Consider the following 15,972-nt stretch of genomic DNA (forward strand, 5'->3'; position numbering starts at 1 on the left):
GGGGGATGCCATGACGATCAAGGATATTCTGGTGCATGTTGACGGCTCGGCCCGTGGCGAAGCCCGGCTGGAGCTTGCCCTGGCCCTGGCCGCGGAGCACGAAGCCCATCTGGTGGCGCTGCATGTGCGCGGCCGCACCCAGTATGGAAAGCTGCTGGCGGTGCAACTGGGGGCCGATATGGATGGCATCCTGGCCCGGGATGACGCGGAACTGGCCGCCCAGGCTCAGGCCCAGGTGGAAGCCCGGCGGGGAAACGGCGCTGTTTCGCTGGAATGGCGCGATGTGGTGGGCGATACCGCCGACACACTCGCCCTGCATGGCCGGTACTGCGATCTGGTGGTGATCGGCCAAACCGCCCCCGATGATATGAATGGTCGGCCATTGGCCGATAATCTGGTGCTGGCCATGGGCAGGCCGGTGATGGTGGTTCCCCATTCCGGCACATTTCCCAGTATTGGCCGCCGTGTCCTGGTGGCGTGGAATGGCAGCCGCGAGGCCACCCGGGCGATTCACGATGCCCTGCCGATCCTGGCCCGCGCCAGCTCGGTCCGGGTCATCGCCGTCAATCCCGGCCACGGCATGTCTGGTCATGGCGAGCTTCCCGGTGCCGATATTTGTCTCCATCTCTCACGCCATGGCGTCAACGCCATTGGCGAGCATATCCGCTCGGACGAGGTGGATGCGGGCGCCATGCTGCTCAACCGGGCGATGGACGAGGATTGCGATCTGGTGGTGATGGGCGGTTATGGCCGGTCAAGGCTGCGCGAAATGGTTCTGGGCGGTGCGACGCACCATCTCCTCCAGCACATGACCGTGCCGGTCCTGTTCAGTCACTGATATCCCTTGTCCCGGGCCGGTGGGCCGGGCACCATATCCCGCAGTGGGAAGTCCATGGGGGGAACGGGGATGTCCATCCGACGCAGCCTTTACGTCGAGGTCGAAGGCCATGAACTCCATGTGACCGAATGGGGGGCGCCGGATGCTCCCGCCTTGGTCATGTGGCACGGCCTGGCCCGCACCGGCCGCGACTTCGACACGGCCGCGCGCCACTTCTCGGCCCGTTACCGCGTCATCTGTCCCGATACTTTGGGCCGAGGCTTGTCCGGTTGGGCCCTGCTGCCGGATCGCGACTATACCATCGAGGCCTATGCCGGACATGCGGTTGGGCTGCTTGACCGGTTGGGGGTCGGGCGCTGCCACTGGGTCGGAACCTCCATGGGCGGGCTGCTGGGCATGGCCCTGGCGGCCGGGGCCATGAAGAGCCGCATCGAGCGGCTGGTGATCAATGATATCGGGCCCCGGCCCAATCCCGCCGCCATCACCCGAATCCGCGCCTATGTCACCGCCCGGCCCAGCTTTGGCGGGCTGCGCGAACTGGAGATGTTCCTGCGCCAGATCTACCAGCCCTTTGGCGCGCTGACCGACGAGGAATGGCGGGTGATGACGGAAAGCTCGGCCCGGCGGCGGGATGATGGACGGGTGACGGTCCACTACGATCCCGAAATCATGCGGGTCTTCGCGGAACAGCCCGACGGCCTCAACTGCTGGCCGGTATGGGACGGGGTGGCCTGCCCGACCCTGGTCCTGCGCGGCGCCACCTCCGACGTGCTGCTGCCCGAGGTTGCCGAGGAGATGACCCGGCGCGGTCCCGCCGCCCAACTGGTAACCATACCGGGCTGCGGCCACGCCCCCTTCCTCAACGTGGCCTCGCAGATCGAGGTGCTCGAGCGATTCCTGGGAAGTTAGACTTTCAGCGCGTCCACTCGCAATCCGGTCAGGGCCAGCACGTCCTTGGGACTCAGCCCGCCATCGGGATTGAGGCGGCCGCCCGCCACGGTTTCCGCCTGGGGGCGCTTGCGCACCACCAGCTCGATGGCGCATTCGGCCACCGGCGTCAGGGTCTGGTCGAAGCGGGGGAGGGTGTGGCGATAGCCGCTGGCCATGACTTCCAGGCGGCGGATATCGGCCTGGGCGCCCAGCACGCGGACGGCATCCACCAGATTGACCGAAACCGGGCTCCATGACTTGGTCTTGAAGACGGTGAAGGTCCAGCGGTTTTCCAGATTGTAGCGCGACGGCCAGAAACCCTGCTCGTACATGTCCTCGTCGGGCACCGTCACGATCAGGTGGCCACCGGGCCGCAGCACCCGGAACCAGTGCCGCAAGGCTTCCAAGGGGTCGGGCATGCGTTGCAGGGCAAAGGCGACATGGACGAAGTCGAAGCTGTTATCGGCCAGACCCGTCAGATATTGCGGATCACCGTCGATACCGTCCCACAGCCTGACGCCCTTGATCAGCGGGAACAGTTCCGAGAACTGGCTCAGCGGGTCGGTGGTGGCGCCCACATCCAGCCCCTGGCCCACGAAATACCGGGTGGCGAAATCGGGTTGGCCGAGACGGCGCAGGGTCGCCTTGCAGGTTTCCTTCATCATTCCACCGCTTGCAGACGGTCCAGAAGTTCGGCTCCACCGGGGACCTGATCGCGGAACTGCTTCCAGGCCGTCTTGCGCGCCAGCTTGTGCCAGGCTGTCAGGCTGTTGGCATCGAGATCAACCACTTCGATTCCGGCGGCCAGGAAATTTCCCGCCAGACGGCGGGTGGAGAGCGAGACGGAAGCGGCCAGGGTCTCATGCGCCCGCGCGGCCGCCGCCAGCAACTCGCGGCGTCCCCGCTCGTCCAGAGCCTCGAAACGGCGCTTGGACACCAGGATCGGTTCGTAAAGATACCACAGTGCCCCGCTCTCGCCCGGCACGGTCAGGCAGGCGAAGCTCTTTTCCATGCGCAGCGACAACAGCGTCATCACACTGGTATTGGCCACGTCGATCAGGCCGCTATTGACCAGGATGGGAAGGGTGTCCGATGTGGTGGCCGCCACCGGTGTCGCTCCGGCCGCCGCCCAGAATTCCGACATGAACGGGCCGATGGTCCGGGCCTTCAAGCCCTTGGCGTCGGCGGGAGTGGTGACGCAGCGGCCCCGGGTGGCGTAGGCGCCGGGCATCCAGGACTCGGCGATGACCATCACGCCTGCCGCCTCGATCTGCTGGCGCAGGTCCCGCATCACCGCCGAAGCCGCGATACGTTCCGCATGGGCGGGGCCGCGCACCACCCCGGGCAGCGACAGGGCCGCCAGTTGTGGGAACCGGTCCAGCAGGTAATCGGCGGGAATGAAGACCATGTCGATATTGCCCTTGGTCAGGGCGTTCCACTGGTCGGTGGGCCGCAGCAGCGAGGCGGAGGGAAACAGCCGGATGTCGAGGCCGACCCTGGCGACCTGATGGGCGATGGCGCGCATGGCCTCGTCGCGGGGATCGCCGGGAGAGAACTGGTAGGATGCGGTCCAGGTCTGGCGACCCTCGGCCATGGCCGTACCAACCAGCCCCGCCGCCAGCAGGCAGGCCGCGGCGGCGCGAATAATCCATTTCGGCAAAGGTGCAGACACCCAGAACTCCCCAACCTCTGCGCCATAATGACGCAGGACGGTGGGGGCGGCAACTGGATCAAAGTCAGGTGGCGGTGGTCAGGCCGCGCTTTCTTCGTCCAGGGCGTAACCCGCGGCCCTCACCGTGCGGATGATGTCGCTTTCGGTATCGCAGTTGAGCGCCTTGCGCAGGCGGCGGATATGGACATCCACCGTGCGGGGCTCCACATAGATGTCCGGCCCCCAGACCGCGTCCAGCAGTTCCTCGCGCGAGAACACGGTGCCAGGGTGCTGCATGAAGAACTGGAGCAGGCGGAATTCGGTGGGGCCGAGATGGATGGCCTTGCCGCCGCGCGAAACACGGTGGGCGCCGAGATCCATGCTGATATCGCCCCAGGCCAATTGTCCCTTCTGGGGGGCGGGGGCCGCCCGGCGCAGCAGGGCACGGATGCGGGCCATCAGTTCGGGCAGCGAGAACGGCTTGGTCAGGTAGTCGTCGGCGCCGGTATTGAGACCACGGATCTTGTCGCCTTCCTCGCCACGCGCCGTCAGCATGATGACGGGGAGTTCGCGGGTGGCGGGCTTGCGCCGCAACTGGCGGCAGACCTCAATGCCCGACAGGGACGGCAGCATCCAGTCCAGCAGCACCAGGTCCGGCTTGCGCTCGGCCAGCACGGTCAGCGCCTCCTCGCCATCCCCCGCCTCGCAGACCCGGTAGCCTTCTTTTTCCAGGTTGTAGCGCAGCATGGTGACCAAGGATGCTTCATCCTCGACAATCAGGATCAGCGGCTTGGACTGGGATGCCAGGCCTCCGTCGCGCACGCTCATTTGGGAACTCCGATGGTATTGCCCTTCGGACGCTCCCCCTTGGGCTGCGTGCCGAGTATCTGGAAATGCAGGGTTTCGGCGATATTGGTGGCGTGATCGCCGATCCGTTCGAAATTCTTGGCGATGAACAGCAGATGGGTGGCGGCGGTGATGGTGCCGGAATCCTCGGTCATCTGATCCACCAGATCGCGGAAGACGCCATTATACATGGCGTCCACGTCCTCGTCCCGGCTCCACACCTGGATGGCTTTTTCCAGATTGCGCTCCAGATAGGCGTCCAGGATATCCTTGACCAGGCTGCGCACCAGCTCCGCCAGCCGGACCACTCCGGCAACCGAGGCAGAAACCGGCAAGTGGTTGAGGATCAGGCAGCGCTTGGCCAGATTGGCGGCGTAGTCGCCGATCCGTTCGATCTCGCCCGAGATGTTGAGCGCGCCGACGATCTGGCGCAGATCGCTGGCCATGGGCTGGCGCAAAGCGAGCAGCCGAACCGCGAAGGTCTGGACCTCATTGTCCAACTCGTCGATCCGGGTGTCGCCCACGATGACCCGTTGGGCCAGATCGTCATCCCGGTTGGCCAATGCCTGGACGGCCGAGGACAGTTGCGCCTCGGCCATGCCGCCCATGCGGGCGATGATCGCCGTCAGATGGGCCAGTTCGTCGTCGTAGGACTTGACCGTATGATCGCTCATCCGAACCTGCCGGTAATGTAGCCCTGAGTCAGGGGCTGTTGCGGATTGGTGAAAATCTGCTCGGTGTCACCCATCTCGATCAGCTTGCCCAGGTGGAAGAAGGCGGTGCGCTGCGAGACGCGGGCGGCCTGCTGCATGGAATGGGTGACGATGACGATGGTGTAGTTGTCACGCAGCTCGTCGATCAGTTCCTCGACCTTGGCGGTGGCGATGGGGTCCAGGGCCGAACAGGGCTCGTCCATCAGGATCACCTCGGGCTCCACCGCGATGGCGCGCGCGATGCACAGACGTTGCTGCTGACCGCCCGACAGGCCGGTGCCGGATTCCTGCAGCCGGTCCTTGACCTCGCCCAGCAGGCCGGCCTTTTCCAGGCTGGTCATGACGATCTCGTCCAGCTCGGCCTGATCGGCGGCCATGCCGTGGATGCGCGGGCCATAGGCGACGTTGTCGTAAATGGATTTGGGAAAGGGATTGGGCTTCTGGAACACCATGCCCACCTTGGCCCGCAACTGCACCACATCGACCTCGCGATGGTAGATGTCGTCGCCGTCCAGGGTCAGCGAGCCGTTGACCTTGGCGCCATCCACCAGATCATTCATGCGATTGATGCAGCGCAGGAAGGTGGACTTGCCGCAGCCCGACGGACCGATCAGGGCGGTGACTTCACCGGACCGGATGTCGAGATCGACGCCGAACAGCGCCTGCTTCTCGCCGTAGAAGACCTCTAGGCCTCGGGAACGGACCTTGGCGGTTCCGTTGGTGTTTGCCGTGTTCATGGTCATGCTCATGGACTCTACCACCGCCGTTCGAATTTTTTACGCAACAGGATGGCGCCCAAATTCATGGCCGCCAGGAAGATCAGCAACACGATGATCGCCGCCGAGGTGCGCTCGACGAAGGCGCGCTCGGGCGAGTCCGCCCACAGATAGACCTGCACCGGCAGCACCGCCGAGGGATCCAGCGGCGAGGCCGGGATGTCGACGATGAAGGCCACCATGCCGATCATCAGCAGCGGCGCCGTCTCGCCCAGGGCATGGGCCATGCCGAGGATGGTGCCGGTCAGGATGCCGGGCATGGCCAGGGGCAGCACATGGTCGGTGACCACCTGCAGCTTGGAGGCTCCCAGTCCGGCGGCCGCCTCGCGGATGGAGGGCGGCACCGCCTTCAGCGCGGCCCGACCGGCGATGATGATGGTGGGCAGGCAGATCAGCGCCAGCACCAGGCCACCCACCAGCGGCGCCGAGCGTGGCATGCCGAGGAAGTTGAGGAACACCGCCAGCCCCAGCAGGCCGAACACCACCGAGGGCACCGCCGCCAGATTGTTGATGTTGACCTCGATCAGGTCGGTCCACTTGTTCTTGGGGGCGAATTCCTCGAGATAGATGGCGGTGGCGACGCCCAGCGGGAACGAGACCGCCAGGGTGATCAGCAGCGAGAACACCGAGCCCACCACCGAGCCCCACAGGCCCGCCAGTTCCGGCTCACGCGAGTCGCCCGAGCTGAACAGGATGGAGTTGAAGCGCCGGGTGACGCCGCCATCGGCTTCCAGCTCGGCCAGCCAGCCCAGCTGCTTGTCGCTCAGGCGGTTGCCCTCCTGGCCGGTCTGGCGCGAGGTATAGCCCTTGATGGCCATGTCGACGGTATCGTCCGCCACCAGCCAGAAGGTCTGGGTGGTGCCGATCAGCTCGGGATTGGCGGCCAGGGCCTTGCGCAGCGCCATGTCGGCGCCAGAGGAAATCAGCCCGGCCACTTCCCGCTTTTCGGCCCGGCTCTGGGCGGCGGGGAAGCGCTTATACATGGCGTCCTTGATCACGCCGCCATAGTCGGCGGTGGCCAGGGCCTCGGCCGTGCGCTGCTCGCCGATGCCCAGCAGCTCGGGGCTCAGCGTGACGTCCAGCTTCACATAGGTCTGGGTGAAGGCCGACAGGCCGTTGCCCAGGATGGTGAACAGCAGCAGGCCGAGGAACGTCATGGCGACCACGACCGCCGACAGGCCGATGGCCTTGAAGCGACGTTCGGCGGCATGGCGGCGCTTCAGATGGCTGGCAGCGATCTGGGCGGCGGTGCGGGTGTCCGAGGAGCGGATCAATTGCGTGCTCTCAGTCATATTTTTCTCGGTATTTGTTGACGATGCGCAGCGCGATGCCGTTCAACGCCAAGGTGATGCCGAACAAGGCCAAGCCCAGGGCGAAAGCCGCCAGGGTCTTGGGGCTGTCGAACTCCTGGTCGCCCACCAGCAAGGTGACGATCTGGGTGGTGACGGTGGTGACCGCTTCCAGCGGATTGGCGGTCAGGTTGGCGGCCAGACCGGCGGCCATGACCACGATCATGGTCTCGCCGATGGCCCGCGACGCCGCCAGCAGGATCGAGCCGACGATGCCGGGAAGGGCGGCGGGCAGCACTACCTGCTTGATGGTTTCCGATTTGGTGGCGCCCAGGCCATAGGCGCCTTCGCGCAAGGAGTGGGGCACCGCCGAGATGACGTCATCGGACAGGGACGAGACGAAGGGGATGATCATGATGCCCATGACCAGACCGGCGGCCAGCGCGCTTTCAGAGGCCACCGACAGGCCCAGCTTGGCTCCCAGGTCGCGGATGAAGGGGGCGACGGTCAGGGCGGCGAAGAAGCCGTAGACCACGGTGGGGATGCCGGCCAGCACTTCCAGCAGCGGCTTGACCACCGAGCGGAATTTGGGCGCGGCATATTCCGACATGTAGATGGCGGCCAGCAGGCCCAACGGCACCGCCACGGCCAGGGCGATCCCGGCGATCAGCATGGTTCCGGCGAACAGCGGCACGGCGCCGAACGAGCCGGAACTGCCGACCTGATCCTCGCGGATGGCCATCTGCGGGCTCCACGAGGTGCCGAACAGGAATTCGGTGACCGGCACCATCTGGAAGAAGCGGAGCGATTCGAACACCAGCGACAGCACGATGCCGATGGTAGTGAAGATGGCCACGGTGGAGGCGGCGATCAGGAAGATGCTGACGATGGATTCGACCCGATTGCGGGCACGCAGCCCGGCATGGATGCGGGCACGGGCGGCGGCCAGCCCGGCAACGGCCAGGGCAACGGCAATGGCGGCCACCGAGAGGAACATGGTCTGGCGCAGCGACGCATAATGGCGCGCGGCCTCGGCGATGGAATCAGAGCTTGCGGGGTGGCCGTAACGGGCGACATTGCGCACTTCGTTATAGGCCAGGGCAAGACGTTCGTCGGAGAGTTGGGCCAAGTCGGCGGGCAGGGCCCCTATCACCAGGGCATGCAGCAGCGAGGGCTCGAAGGCCAGCCAGGCCGCGACTACCGCCAGGGCGGGCAAACCGCACCATAGCGCGACCAGATAGCCATGGTAGCGAGGAAGGGAATGCAGGGAACGGAGGTTCGGCCCGGCAACGGCAAGCGCCCGACGGCGGCCGACGCCATATCCGAAGCTGATCAGCGCCAGCAGCGCCGCGGTCAGGATGAAGAGCTGCATGCCAAATGACGTCCGGCAGGAGGGAAGGAAAGGGACCGCCACCCCAGTCGGGGCGGCGGTCCGTCACATTACATCTTCAGGTTTTCAAGGCCATTGATCTTGGTCGCCCATTCCTTGCGCTCGGCATCGACCATGGGAACCAGGCCCTTGTCGGACAGGTAGCCGGTCTTGCCCCAGGCCTTTTCCGAGGTGTACTCGGCCAGGAATTCCTTGATGCCCGGGATCTGGCCCACATGGGCCTTCTTGGCATAGACGAACATGGCGCGCGACACCGGATACTTGCCCGAGGCAATGGTATCGAAGGTCGGCTCGATGCCATCGATGAAGCTGCCCTGGATCTTGTCGGCATTCTGCTCGAGATAGCTGTAGCCGAACACGCCAACGGCGGCGGGGTTGGCGTCCAGCTTCTGGACGATCAGGTTGTCGTTTTCGCCAGCCTCGACATAACCGCCGTCCTCGCGGATGGTCATGCAGGCCTTGGCATGGGCCTTATCGTCCAGGTTCAGCGCCTTCATGTCGGCGTTGCTCTTGCAGCCGCCTTCCATGACCATTTCGTTGAACGAGTCGCGGGTGCCGGAGGTGGGCGGCGGACCCAGAACCTCGATCTTGGCGGCGGGCAGCGACGGGTCGATCTGGTTCCACATGGTATAGGGGTTGGGGACCAGCTTGCCACCCTGCGGCACGTCCTTGGCCAGGGCCAGGAAGAGATGATTGCGGGTGAAATGGACGCGCTTGGCCTTCTTGGAATTGGCCAGGGCGATGCCATCATAGCCGATCTTCATCTCGACGATATCGGCGACGCCGTTCTTGGCGCAGAACTCGACTTCGGACGACTTGATGCGGCGCGACGCGTTGGTCAGGTCGGGGAAGTCCGGGCCGACACCCGAACAGAACAGCTTCATGCCGCCGCCGGTGCCGGTGCTTTCCACCACCGGAGTCTTGAACTTGCCGCCCTTGCCGAACTGCTCGGCCACGGCGGTGGTGAAGGGATAAACGGTGGACGAGCCGACCACGCGAATCTGGTCGCGGGCCTGGGCGGTGCCGGTGACGGCGACGGCGGCGATCGCGACGGCGGCGACGGCCATGGTCTTCCTGATCATGAGTCCTCCAATGGAGCGGGCGGTAGAACGGGGGGGAATACGGGTTTCCACCCCGGCACCATATCCGGGCTCGATGACAGCTCCGCGACAGAATGATGAAGCTTTTGTTACAACGCTACCGGCGGCCGCCGAACAGACCGAAGCGAAGGATGGCGGCGGTAACCAGACCCACCACGCCGATGATCGTCGCGGCGATCAGGGTTCCATACGGGTGTTCCGTGCCAAAGGGCAACTGCCCGGTATTCATGCCGAAGAAACCGGTGATGAAGGTCATGGGCAGCATCAGCACGGTGACCACCGACAGAACGAAGGTGTTGCGGTTGCCCTGTTCGGCGACCATGGCGACCTGTTCTTCCTGAAGGATGTTGGCGCGCTGGCGGATTTCGTCCAGGTCTTCCAGATGACGGACCAGACGGTCGTTGACCTCGCGCAGATGCTCCTTGGCGGCTTGATCCAGCCACGAGGCGTCATCGTGGCGCAGGCGGTAGAGCGCGTCGCGCTGGGGGGCCAGATAGCGGCGGAACTGAACCACCCGGCGCCGGGTCACCGCGATCTCGGCGCGCAGCGCCGATCCGCCCTCGTTGTCGCCGATGCGGTCCTCCAGCTCGGAAATCTCGTCTTCCAGGTCTTCCACCAGATCGCCCAGATGGTCGGTGACCTTTTCGGCGATGCGGGCCATCAGTCCGGCGGCGGTCCGTGGTCCCTTGCCGTTCATCATGGACAGGCGCAGATCGCGCAAGGCCGACAGGTTGTGGGCCTTGTCGCGCAACGAGACGCAGCGGCCGCTTTCCATCCAGATATGGATGGGCACCAGTTCGGTGTCGATGCTTCCATCTTCCAGGGGATTCTGCTTGTTGACGCCGCGCAGGACCACCAGCAACTGGTCGCCCACATCCTGGACCCGGGGCCGGGATTCCTCTGCCAGCAGCGCCAGCGCCACCAGGGGGTCGATGCCGGATTCCTCGCGCACCCAATGCTGGGCGGCGGGATCGTCACGCTCCAGATGGACCCACAGGAAGCCATCACTGGGCTTCCAGCGCTTGATTTCGCTCCAGGTGAGATCGAGGAAGCTGCCATCCTCGGTCATCAACATGGCGAAGCGCAGGCCGGTTTCCACACCCGCTTGCAGTTCCCGATCCGTCGCCATGGCGCTTTCCCCCCGAACTGTTGGAAAGGCTGTCAGCCCCGCAACGCGGCGATATTACCCGCGTAGTCCTTGGTCTTGAAGACGGCGGAGCCCGCCACCAGCACGTTGGCGCCCGCCGCCACCACCTTGTGGGCGTTCTCGGCGGTGACGCCGCCATCCACCTGCAGGTCGATGGCGCGGGTGCCGATCATGCGGCGCAGCCGGGCGATCTTCTCTAGCTGGGCCTCGATGAAGCTCTGGCCGCCGAAGCCGGGATTGACGCTCATCACCAGGATCAGGTCCAGGCGGTCGAGTACGTATTCCACCACGGTTTCCGGGGTGGCGGGATTGAGCGAGATGCCCGCCTTCTTGCCCAGGCTCTTGATGAACTGCAGCGAGCGGTCGATATGCTTGTCGGCCTCGGCATGGACCACGATGATGTCGGCCCCGGCCTTGGCATAGTCCTCGAGATAGGGCTGGGCCGGGTCGATCATCAGGTGGACGTCGAAGGTCTTGGCGGTATAGGGCCGGATCGCCTTGATGATGGGCGGGCCGAAGGTCAGGTTGGGCACGAAATGGCCGTCCATGACGTCGATATGGATCCAGTCGCATCCGGCGGCGTCGATGGCCTTGACCTCTTCCCCCAGGCGGGCGAAGTCGGCGGACAGAATGCTTGGTGCGATCTTGACGGTCATGGACGGTTCCCTTCGAGAATGCCTGTTCTCGTCACCCCCGGACTTGGTCCGGGGGGCCATGGATGCCCGGACCAAGTCCGGGCATGACGAAGACAGGAGGCCCCTCTCCCGCGGGCGGGAGAGGGGATAGGCGACTATTGGACCTTGGGAGCCAGTTCACCCTTGGCGTAGCGGGTGCCCATCTCTTCCAGGTTGATGACCTTGATCTTCGAGGCCTGACCGGCGGTGCCGAAAGCCTCGTAGCGGGCCTTGCAGATCTCGCTCATGCCCTTGATGGTCAGCTTCAGGTAGTCGCGGGGGTCGAACTTCTTGGGCTCGTCCTTGAAGAACTTGCGGATGGAGCCGGTGGACGCCATGCGCAGGTCGGTGTCGATATTGATCTTGCGCACGCCGTGCTTGATGGCCTCGACGATTTCCTCGACCGGCACGCCATAGGTCTTGCCCAGGTCGCCGCCGTGGTCGTTGATGATCTTCAGCCAGTCCTGCGGCACCGAGGAAGAGCCATGCATGACCAGGTGGGTGTTGGGGATGCGGGCGTGGATTTCCTTGACCCGCTTGATGGCCAGCACGTCGCCGGTCGGCGGACGGGTGAACTTATAGGCGCCATGGCTGGTGCCGATGGCGATGGCCAGGGCGTCCACCTGGGTCAGCTTGACGAATTCGGCGGCTTCGTCGGGATCGGTCAGCAACTGGGAATGGTCCAGCTTGCCCTCGGCGCCGACGCCGTCCTCCTCGCCCGCCATGCCGCTTTCCAGCGAGCCCAGGCAGCCCAGTTCACCTTCCACCGAGACGCCGCAGGCATGGGCGATGTCGACCACCCGCTTGGTGACGTCCACATTGTAGTCCCAGCTGGCCGGGGTCTTGCCGTCTTCCTTCAGCGAGCCGTCCATCATGACCGACGAGAAGCCGGACTGGATGGCGCGCACATTGATGGCCGGGCTGGTGCCGTGATCCTGGTGCATGCAGACCGGGATGTTGGGATAGGTCTCGATGGCGGCCAGGATCAGGTGGCGCAGGAAGGCTTCGCCGGCATATTTGCGGGCGCCGGCCGAGGCCTGGAGGATCACCGGCGAATCGGTGGCGGAGGCCGCCTCCATGATCGCCTTGACCTGCTCCATATTGTTCACGTTGAAGGCGGGAATGCCGTAGCCGTTCTCGGCGGCGTGGTCGAGAAGCTGGCGCATGGAAACGAGAGACATACTGCTTAACTCCTTCCTGACGTTTTCGCGTCGGCTCGTCTTACAGGCGGGCCTGGGCCGCGTCGGCCACCGCCTTGGCGGTGATGCCGAAATGCTCGTACAGTTTCTCGGCGGGGGCCGAGGCGCCGAAACCCTTCATGCCGACGATGGCTCCCGCCTCGCCGACCCAGCGCTCCCAGCCGAAGGTCCCCAGCGCCTCGACGGCGACGCGGACGGTGCCTTCACCCAGTACGGTGGCACGATACTCCTTTGGTTGGCGTTCGAACAGTTCCCAGCACGGCATGGAGACCACGGCGGCGCCGATTCCCTTCTCGGCGAGAAGCTTGCGGGCGTCGAGCGCCAGACTGACCTCGGATCCGGTGGCGAGGATGGTCACCAGGCGCTTGCCCTCGGCCTCGGCCAGGACATAGGCGCCACGGGCGGACATGTTCTCGTTGGTGTGGTCGACGCGCAGCGTCGGCAGGTTCTGACGCGACAGCGCCAGCACGCTGGGGCCGGTGATGTTGTCCAGGGCGGCCTCGTAGGCCTCCATGGTCTCCACCGGGTCGCAGGGACGGAACACCAGCACATTGGGGGTGGCGCGCAGGGCGGCGATGGTCTCGATGGGCTGATGGGTGGGGCCGTCCTCGCCGAGGCCGATGGAATCGTGGGTCAGCACATAGATCACCCGCTGCTCCATCATGGCGCTCATGCGCAGCGCGGGCCACAGATAGTTGGCGAAGATCAGGAAGGTGCCGCCATAGGGGATGAAACCGCCATGCAGCGCCAGGCCGTTCATCACCGCGGCCATGCCGTGCTCGCGCACGCCGTAATGGATGTAGCGGCCCGAGAAGTCAGACGGCGTGATCGACTTGGTGACCTTGGTATGGGTCAGGTTGGAGTGGGTCAGGTCGGCGGAGCCGCCGATCATCTCGGGGATGGCCGGGGTCAGGGCTTCCAGGGCTTCCTGGCTGGCCTTGCGGGTGGCCCATTTCGGCTGTTCGGCCGAGGCCTTCTTCTTGAAGGCGTGCACCGCCTCGCGCCAGCCTTGGGGCAGGGTGCCGCCATTGGCCCGCTCGAACTCGGCCTTGCCGGGATAAGCGGCCAGCCGACCGGCCCAGGCGGCATGCTCGGCGCCGCCGCGCGACCCGGCGGCCCGCCAGGCCTCCAGGACGGGGGCGGGAATCTCGAAGGGGGCATGGGGCCAGTTCAGCTTGTCACGGGCACCGGCCAGTTCCTCGGCTCCCAGCGGGGCGCCGTGCACCTTCTCGGTGCCCGCCTTGGTGGGGGCGCCATAGCCGATCACGGTCTTGCAGGCGATCAGGCTGGGGCGGCCCGAGGCGCGGGCGGCCTCGATGGCCTTGGCGATGGCTTCGGGGTCGTGGCCGTCGCAGCGCGACACATCCCAGTTGGAGGCCTGGAAGCGGGCCAACTGGTCGTCGGAGGTGGACAAGGAGGTGTCGCCGTCGATGCAGATGGAATTGTCGTCCCACAGCACGATCAGCTTTTCCAGGCCCCAGTGCCCGGCCATGGAGATGGCTTCCTGGCTGATGCCCTCCATCAGGCAGCCGTCACCGGCGATGACATAGGTGTAATGGTCGATGATGTCCTTGCCATGGCGCGCCGCCAGCATCTTTTCGGCCAGGGCGAAGCCCACGGCATTGGTGATGCCCTGGCCCAGCGGCCCGGTGGTGGTGTCGGCGATGGCCACATGGCCGAATTCGGGATGACCGGCGGTGCGGTAGCCCATCTGGCGGAAATTCCTGATCTGCTCGATGTCCAGATCCTCGAATCCGGTCAGATAGCCCAGCGCGTAAAGCAGCATGGAGCCGTGACCGGCCGACAGGACGAAACGGTCGCGATCCGCCCATTTCGGCGCCTTGGCGTCGAACTTCATGAAGCGGGTGAACAGCACGGTCGCCACGTCGGCCATGCCCATGGGCATGCCGGGATGGCCGGACTTGGCCTTCTCGATGGCGTCCATGGACAGGAAGCGGATGGCGTTCGCCATGTCGGCGTGGGTGGCCTTTGCGGTCATCGAGGGGTCCTTAGGGTCTGGGGATCAAGGGAGTAAGGATAAGGGGGCAAGCGGCTCAGCCGCGCTTGTGCCAGGAGGTCAGCATCTGGCGGCGTCCGGCCTCGCCGCCGATCATCAGGGTTTGGGTCCGTTCCAGGCCACTGGCGCGCTCGACGCCTTCCAGCAGCAGGCCGGTGGTGATGCCGGTGGCGCAGAACACCACGTCGTCGGAGGGAACCATCTCCTCCAGGCTCATCCAGCGGCTACAATCCAATCCGGCGGCGTCGACGGCGGCCTGCTCCGAGGCCAGTTGCGGGTCGATACGGGCCAGGAAGTCGCCGCCCATGGCCCGGATGGCGATGGCCGACAGCAGCCCCTCCGGGGTGCCGCCGGTGCCCATCAGGGCATCGATGCCCGAGCCGGGAATGGCGGCCATCAGGGCGCCCGCCACGTCGCCCGCCGGATACAGCGCGACACGGGCACCGGCTTCGTAGATGGCTTCCACCAGGGCCTTGTTGCGCGGCTTCTCGATGACATAGACCGTCATCTCGTCCACCGGCTTGCCCAGTACCGCCGACAACTGGCGCAACCGTTCGGCCGGGGGCGCGGCGGGGTCGACCTTGCCCTTGGCGGCGGGGGGCACCGCCAGCTTTTCCATGTAGAGCGCCGGGGCGGGGTCGAACAGCTTGCCATGGGGAGCCATGGCCACCACCGCCATGGCATTGGTCATGCCCTTGGCCAGATAGCTGGCGCCTTCCAGGGGGTCCACCACCAGATCCCAGCTGGGCTGGGTCGAATCGCCCAGGGTCTGGCCGTGATAAAGCATGCTGATCTCGGCGCGGGGGCCTTCGCCCACCAGCAGCCGGGCGTCCAGCGCCAATTTGTCCAGTTCGCCGGCCATGGCTGCCACCGCCGCATGGTCGCCCTGGACCTTGTCACCCCGGCCGATCCAGGCATAGGCGGCCCGGGCCGCCGCCTCGGTGGCCCGGCGCAGATCGTAGGCACCGATGGCGCGCCCTTCGGCGCGTTGGTCGCGAAGATGTGTCATCAGCCGTGGCCTCCCAGAACCGACCTGCTTTTTCGCCGATACTGGCGGTCCGGGTCAAGCTAAGGAACACCCCGGGGGAGGTGATTGGGAAATCTTGTGGATGGGAAACAGGCTACTCGGACGGGTCGGAGCCGGGCAGGGGCTCAGGCAAACGCCTTGAAGGCGATCAGGGTGAAGGTATCCTTCACCCCCGGTAGCATCTGGATGTGGTCGACCACGAACTGGCCGATATCGACGCCATCGTCGAGATAGCATTTCAGCATCAGGTCGTACTGGCCGGAAATGGAGTGGACCTCGGAAATCTGCTCCAGTTCGACCGCCTCGTCGGCGACCTCGTAGGAGCGGCCCAGTTCACACTTCACCATGACGAAGATGGTCTGCATCTCGAAGCCC

At 65.4% G+C, this 15,972-nt stretch carries 16 protein-coding genes; 2 read left to right on the forward strand and 14 right to left on the reverse strand.

The annotated features are described in order from the left end of the window. Positions 1 to 10 precede the first annotated feature (10 nt). Together A6A04_RS04045 and A6A04_RS04050 are read left to right on the forward strand one after the other, a co-directional pair. A complete protein-coding gene (locus A6A04_RS04045) occupies positions 11 to 838 on the forward strand; it encodes a universal stress protein (protein ID WP_068490162.1) in 828 nt (275 codons plus the stop codon). A 69-nt stretch (positions 839 to 907) separates the two neighbouring features. Continuing rightward, a complete protein-coding gene (locus tag A6A04_RS04050; protein WP_068490164.1) occupies positions 908 to 1,747 on the forward strand; it encodes an alpha/beta fold hydrolase in 840 nt (279 codons plus the stop codon). Here A6A04_RS04050 and A6A04_RS04055 read toward each other — a convergent pair. From A6A04_RS04055 to A6A04_RS04120, 14 genes are all read right to left on the reverse strand, one after another. Further along, positions 1,744 to 2,433 (reverse strand): class I SAM-dependent methyltransferase, encoded by a 690-nt coding sequence (locus A6A04_RS04055; RefSeq protein WP_245651067.1) that lies wholly within the window; start codon positions 2,431 to 2,433, stop codon positions 1,744 to 1,746. The two genes, A6A04_RS04050 and A6A04_RS04055, sit on opposite strands and share 4 nt — an antisense overlap. Further along, positions 2,430 to 3,440: a TRAP transporter substrate-binding protein DctP gene (gene dctP / locus A6A04_RS04060; protein ID WP_245651068.1), complete on the reverse strand. Its 1,011-nt coding sequence runs from the start codon at positions 3,438 to 3,440 to the stop codon at positions 2,430 to 2,432. Before dctP ends, A6A04_RS04055 begins: the two co-directional genes overlap by 4 nt. 78 nt (positions 3,441 to 3,518) lie before the next feature. After that, positions 3,519 to 4,247 carry a phosphate regulon transcriptional regulator PhoB gene (gene phoB / locus A6A04_RS04065; RefSeq protein WP_068490171.1) on the reverse strand — a complete coding sequence of 243 codons (729 nt, stop codon included), beginning with the start codon at positions 4,245 to 4,247 and terminating at the stop codon, positions 3,519 to 3,521. Beyond that, the gene (gene phoU / locus A6A04_RS04070; protein WP_068490174.1) at positions 4,244 to 4,939 is read right to left on the reverse strand and encodes a phosphate signaling complex protein PhoU; all 696 of its coding nucleotides are present in this window, start codon (positions 4,937 to 4,939) and stop codon (positions 4,244 to 4,246) included. The genes phoB and phoU overlap by 4 nt, the downstream gene beginning before the upstream one ends. Further along, positions 4,936 to 5,721: a phosphate ABC transporter ATP-binding protein PstB gene (gene pstB / locus A6A04_RS04075; RefSeq protein WP_172822730.1), complete on the reverse strand. Its 786-nt coding sequence runs from the start codon at positions 5,719 to 5,721 to the stop codon at positions 4,936 to 4,938. The genes phoU and pstB overlap by 4 nt, the downstream gene beginning before the upstream one ends. An 11-nt stretch (positions 5,722 to 5,732) precedes the next feature. Beyond that, the gene (gene pstA, locus A6A04_RS04080) at positions 5,733 to 7,046 is read right to left on the reverse strand and encodes a phosphate ABC transporter permease PstA (RefSeq protein ID WP_068490175.1); all 1,314 of its coding nucleotides are present in this window, start codon (positions 7,044 to 7,046) and stop codon (positions 5,733 to 5,735) included. Continuing rightward, positions 7,039 to 8,415, reverse strand: coding sequence for a phosphate ABC transporter permease subunit PstC (pstC, locus tag A6A04_RS04085; protein WP_068490177.1), 1,377 nt, complete (start codon positions 8,413 to 8,415; stop codon positions 7,039 to 7,041). Before pstC ends, pstA begins: the two co-directional genes overlap by 8 nt. A gap of 68 nt (positions 8,416 to 8,483) precedes the next feature. Continuing rightward, positions 8,484 to 9,515: a PstS family phosphate ABC transporter substrate-binding protein gene (locus A6A04_RS04090; protein WP_068490179.1), complete on the reverse strand. Its 1,032-nt coding sequence runs from the start codon at positions 9,513 to 9,515 to the stop codon at positions 8,484 to 8,486. A 115-nt stretch (positions 9,516 to 9,630) separates the two neighbouring features. Next, positions 9,631 to 10,662 carry a zinc transporter ZntB gene (locus A6A04_RS04095; RefSeq protein ID WP_068490181.1) on the reverse strand — a complete coding sequence of 344 codons (1,032 nt, stop codon included), beginning with the start codon at positions 10,660 to 10,662 and terminating at the stop codon, positions 9,631 to 9,633. 32 nt (positions 10,663 to 10,694) lie between these two features. Further along, positions 10,695 to 11,336, reverse strand: a complete 642-nt coding sequence (gene rpe, locus A6A04_RS04100) for a ribulose-phosphate 3-epimerase (protein ID WP_068490183.1) — start codon at positions 11,334 to 11,336, stop codon at positions 10,695 to 10,697. A 134-nt stretch (positions 11,337 to 11,470) separates the two neighbouring features. Then, positions 11,471 to 12,535 carry a class II fructose-bisphosphate aldolase gene (gene fba, locus A6A04_RS04105; protein WP_068490184.1) on the reverse strand — a complete coding sequence of 355 codons (1,065 nt, stop codon included), beginning with the start codon at positions 12,533 to 12,535 and terminating at the stop codon, positions 11,471 to 11,473. A 40-nt stretch (positions 12,536 to 12,575) separates the two neighbouring features. Next, positions 12,576 to 14,552, reverse strand: coding sequence for a transketolase (tkt, locus tag A6A04_RS04110; RefSeq protein WP_068490186.1), 1,977 nt, complete (start codon positions 14,550 to 14,552; stop codon positions 12,576 to 12,578). Between the two features lie 55 nt (positions 14,553 to 14,607). Next, positions 14,608 to 15,579 (reverse strand): class II fructose-bisphosphatase, encoded by a 972-nt coding sequence (gene glpX, locus A6A04_RS04115; RefSeq protein WP_082914676.1) that lies wholly within the window; start codon positions 15,577 to 15,579, stop codon positions 14,608 to 14,610. Between the two features lie 143 nt (positions 15,580 to 15,722). Beyond that, positions 15,723 to 15,962, reverse strand: coding sequence for an Lrp/AsnC ligand binding domain-containing protein (locus A6A04_RS04120; protein WP_068490188.1), 240 nt, complete (start codon positions 15,960 to 15,962; stop codon positions 15,723 to 15,725). Positions 15,963 to 15,972 lie beyond the last annotated feature (10 nt).

Origin of the sequence: Paramagnetospirillum marisnigri, assembly GCF_001650715.1 — a bacterium.
Classification (GTDB): Bacteria; Pseudomonadota; Alphaproteobacteria; order Rhodospirillales; family Magnetospirillaceae; genus Phaeospirillum; species Phaeospirillum marisnigri.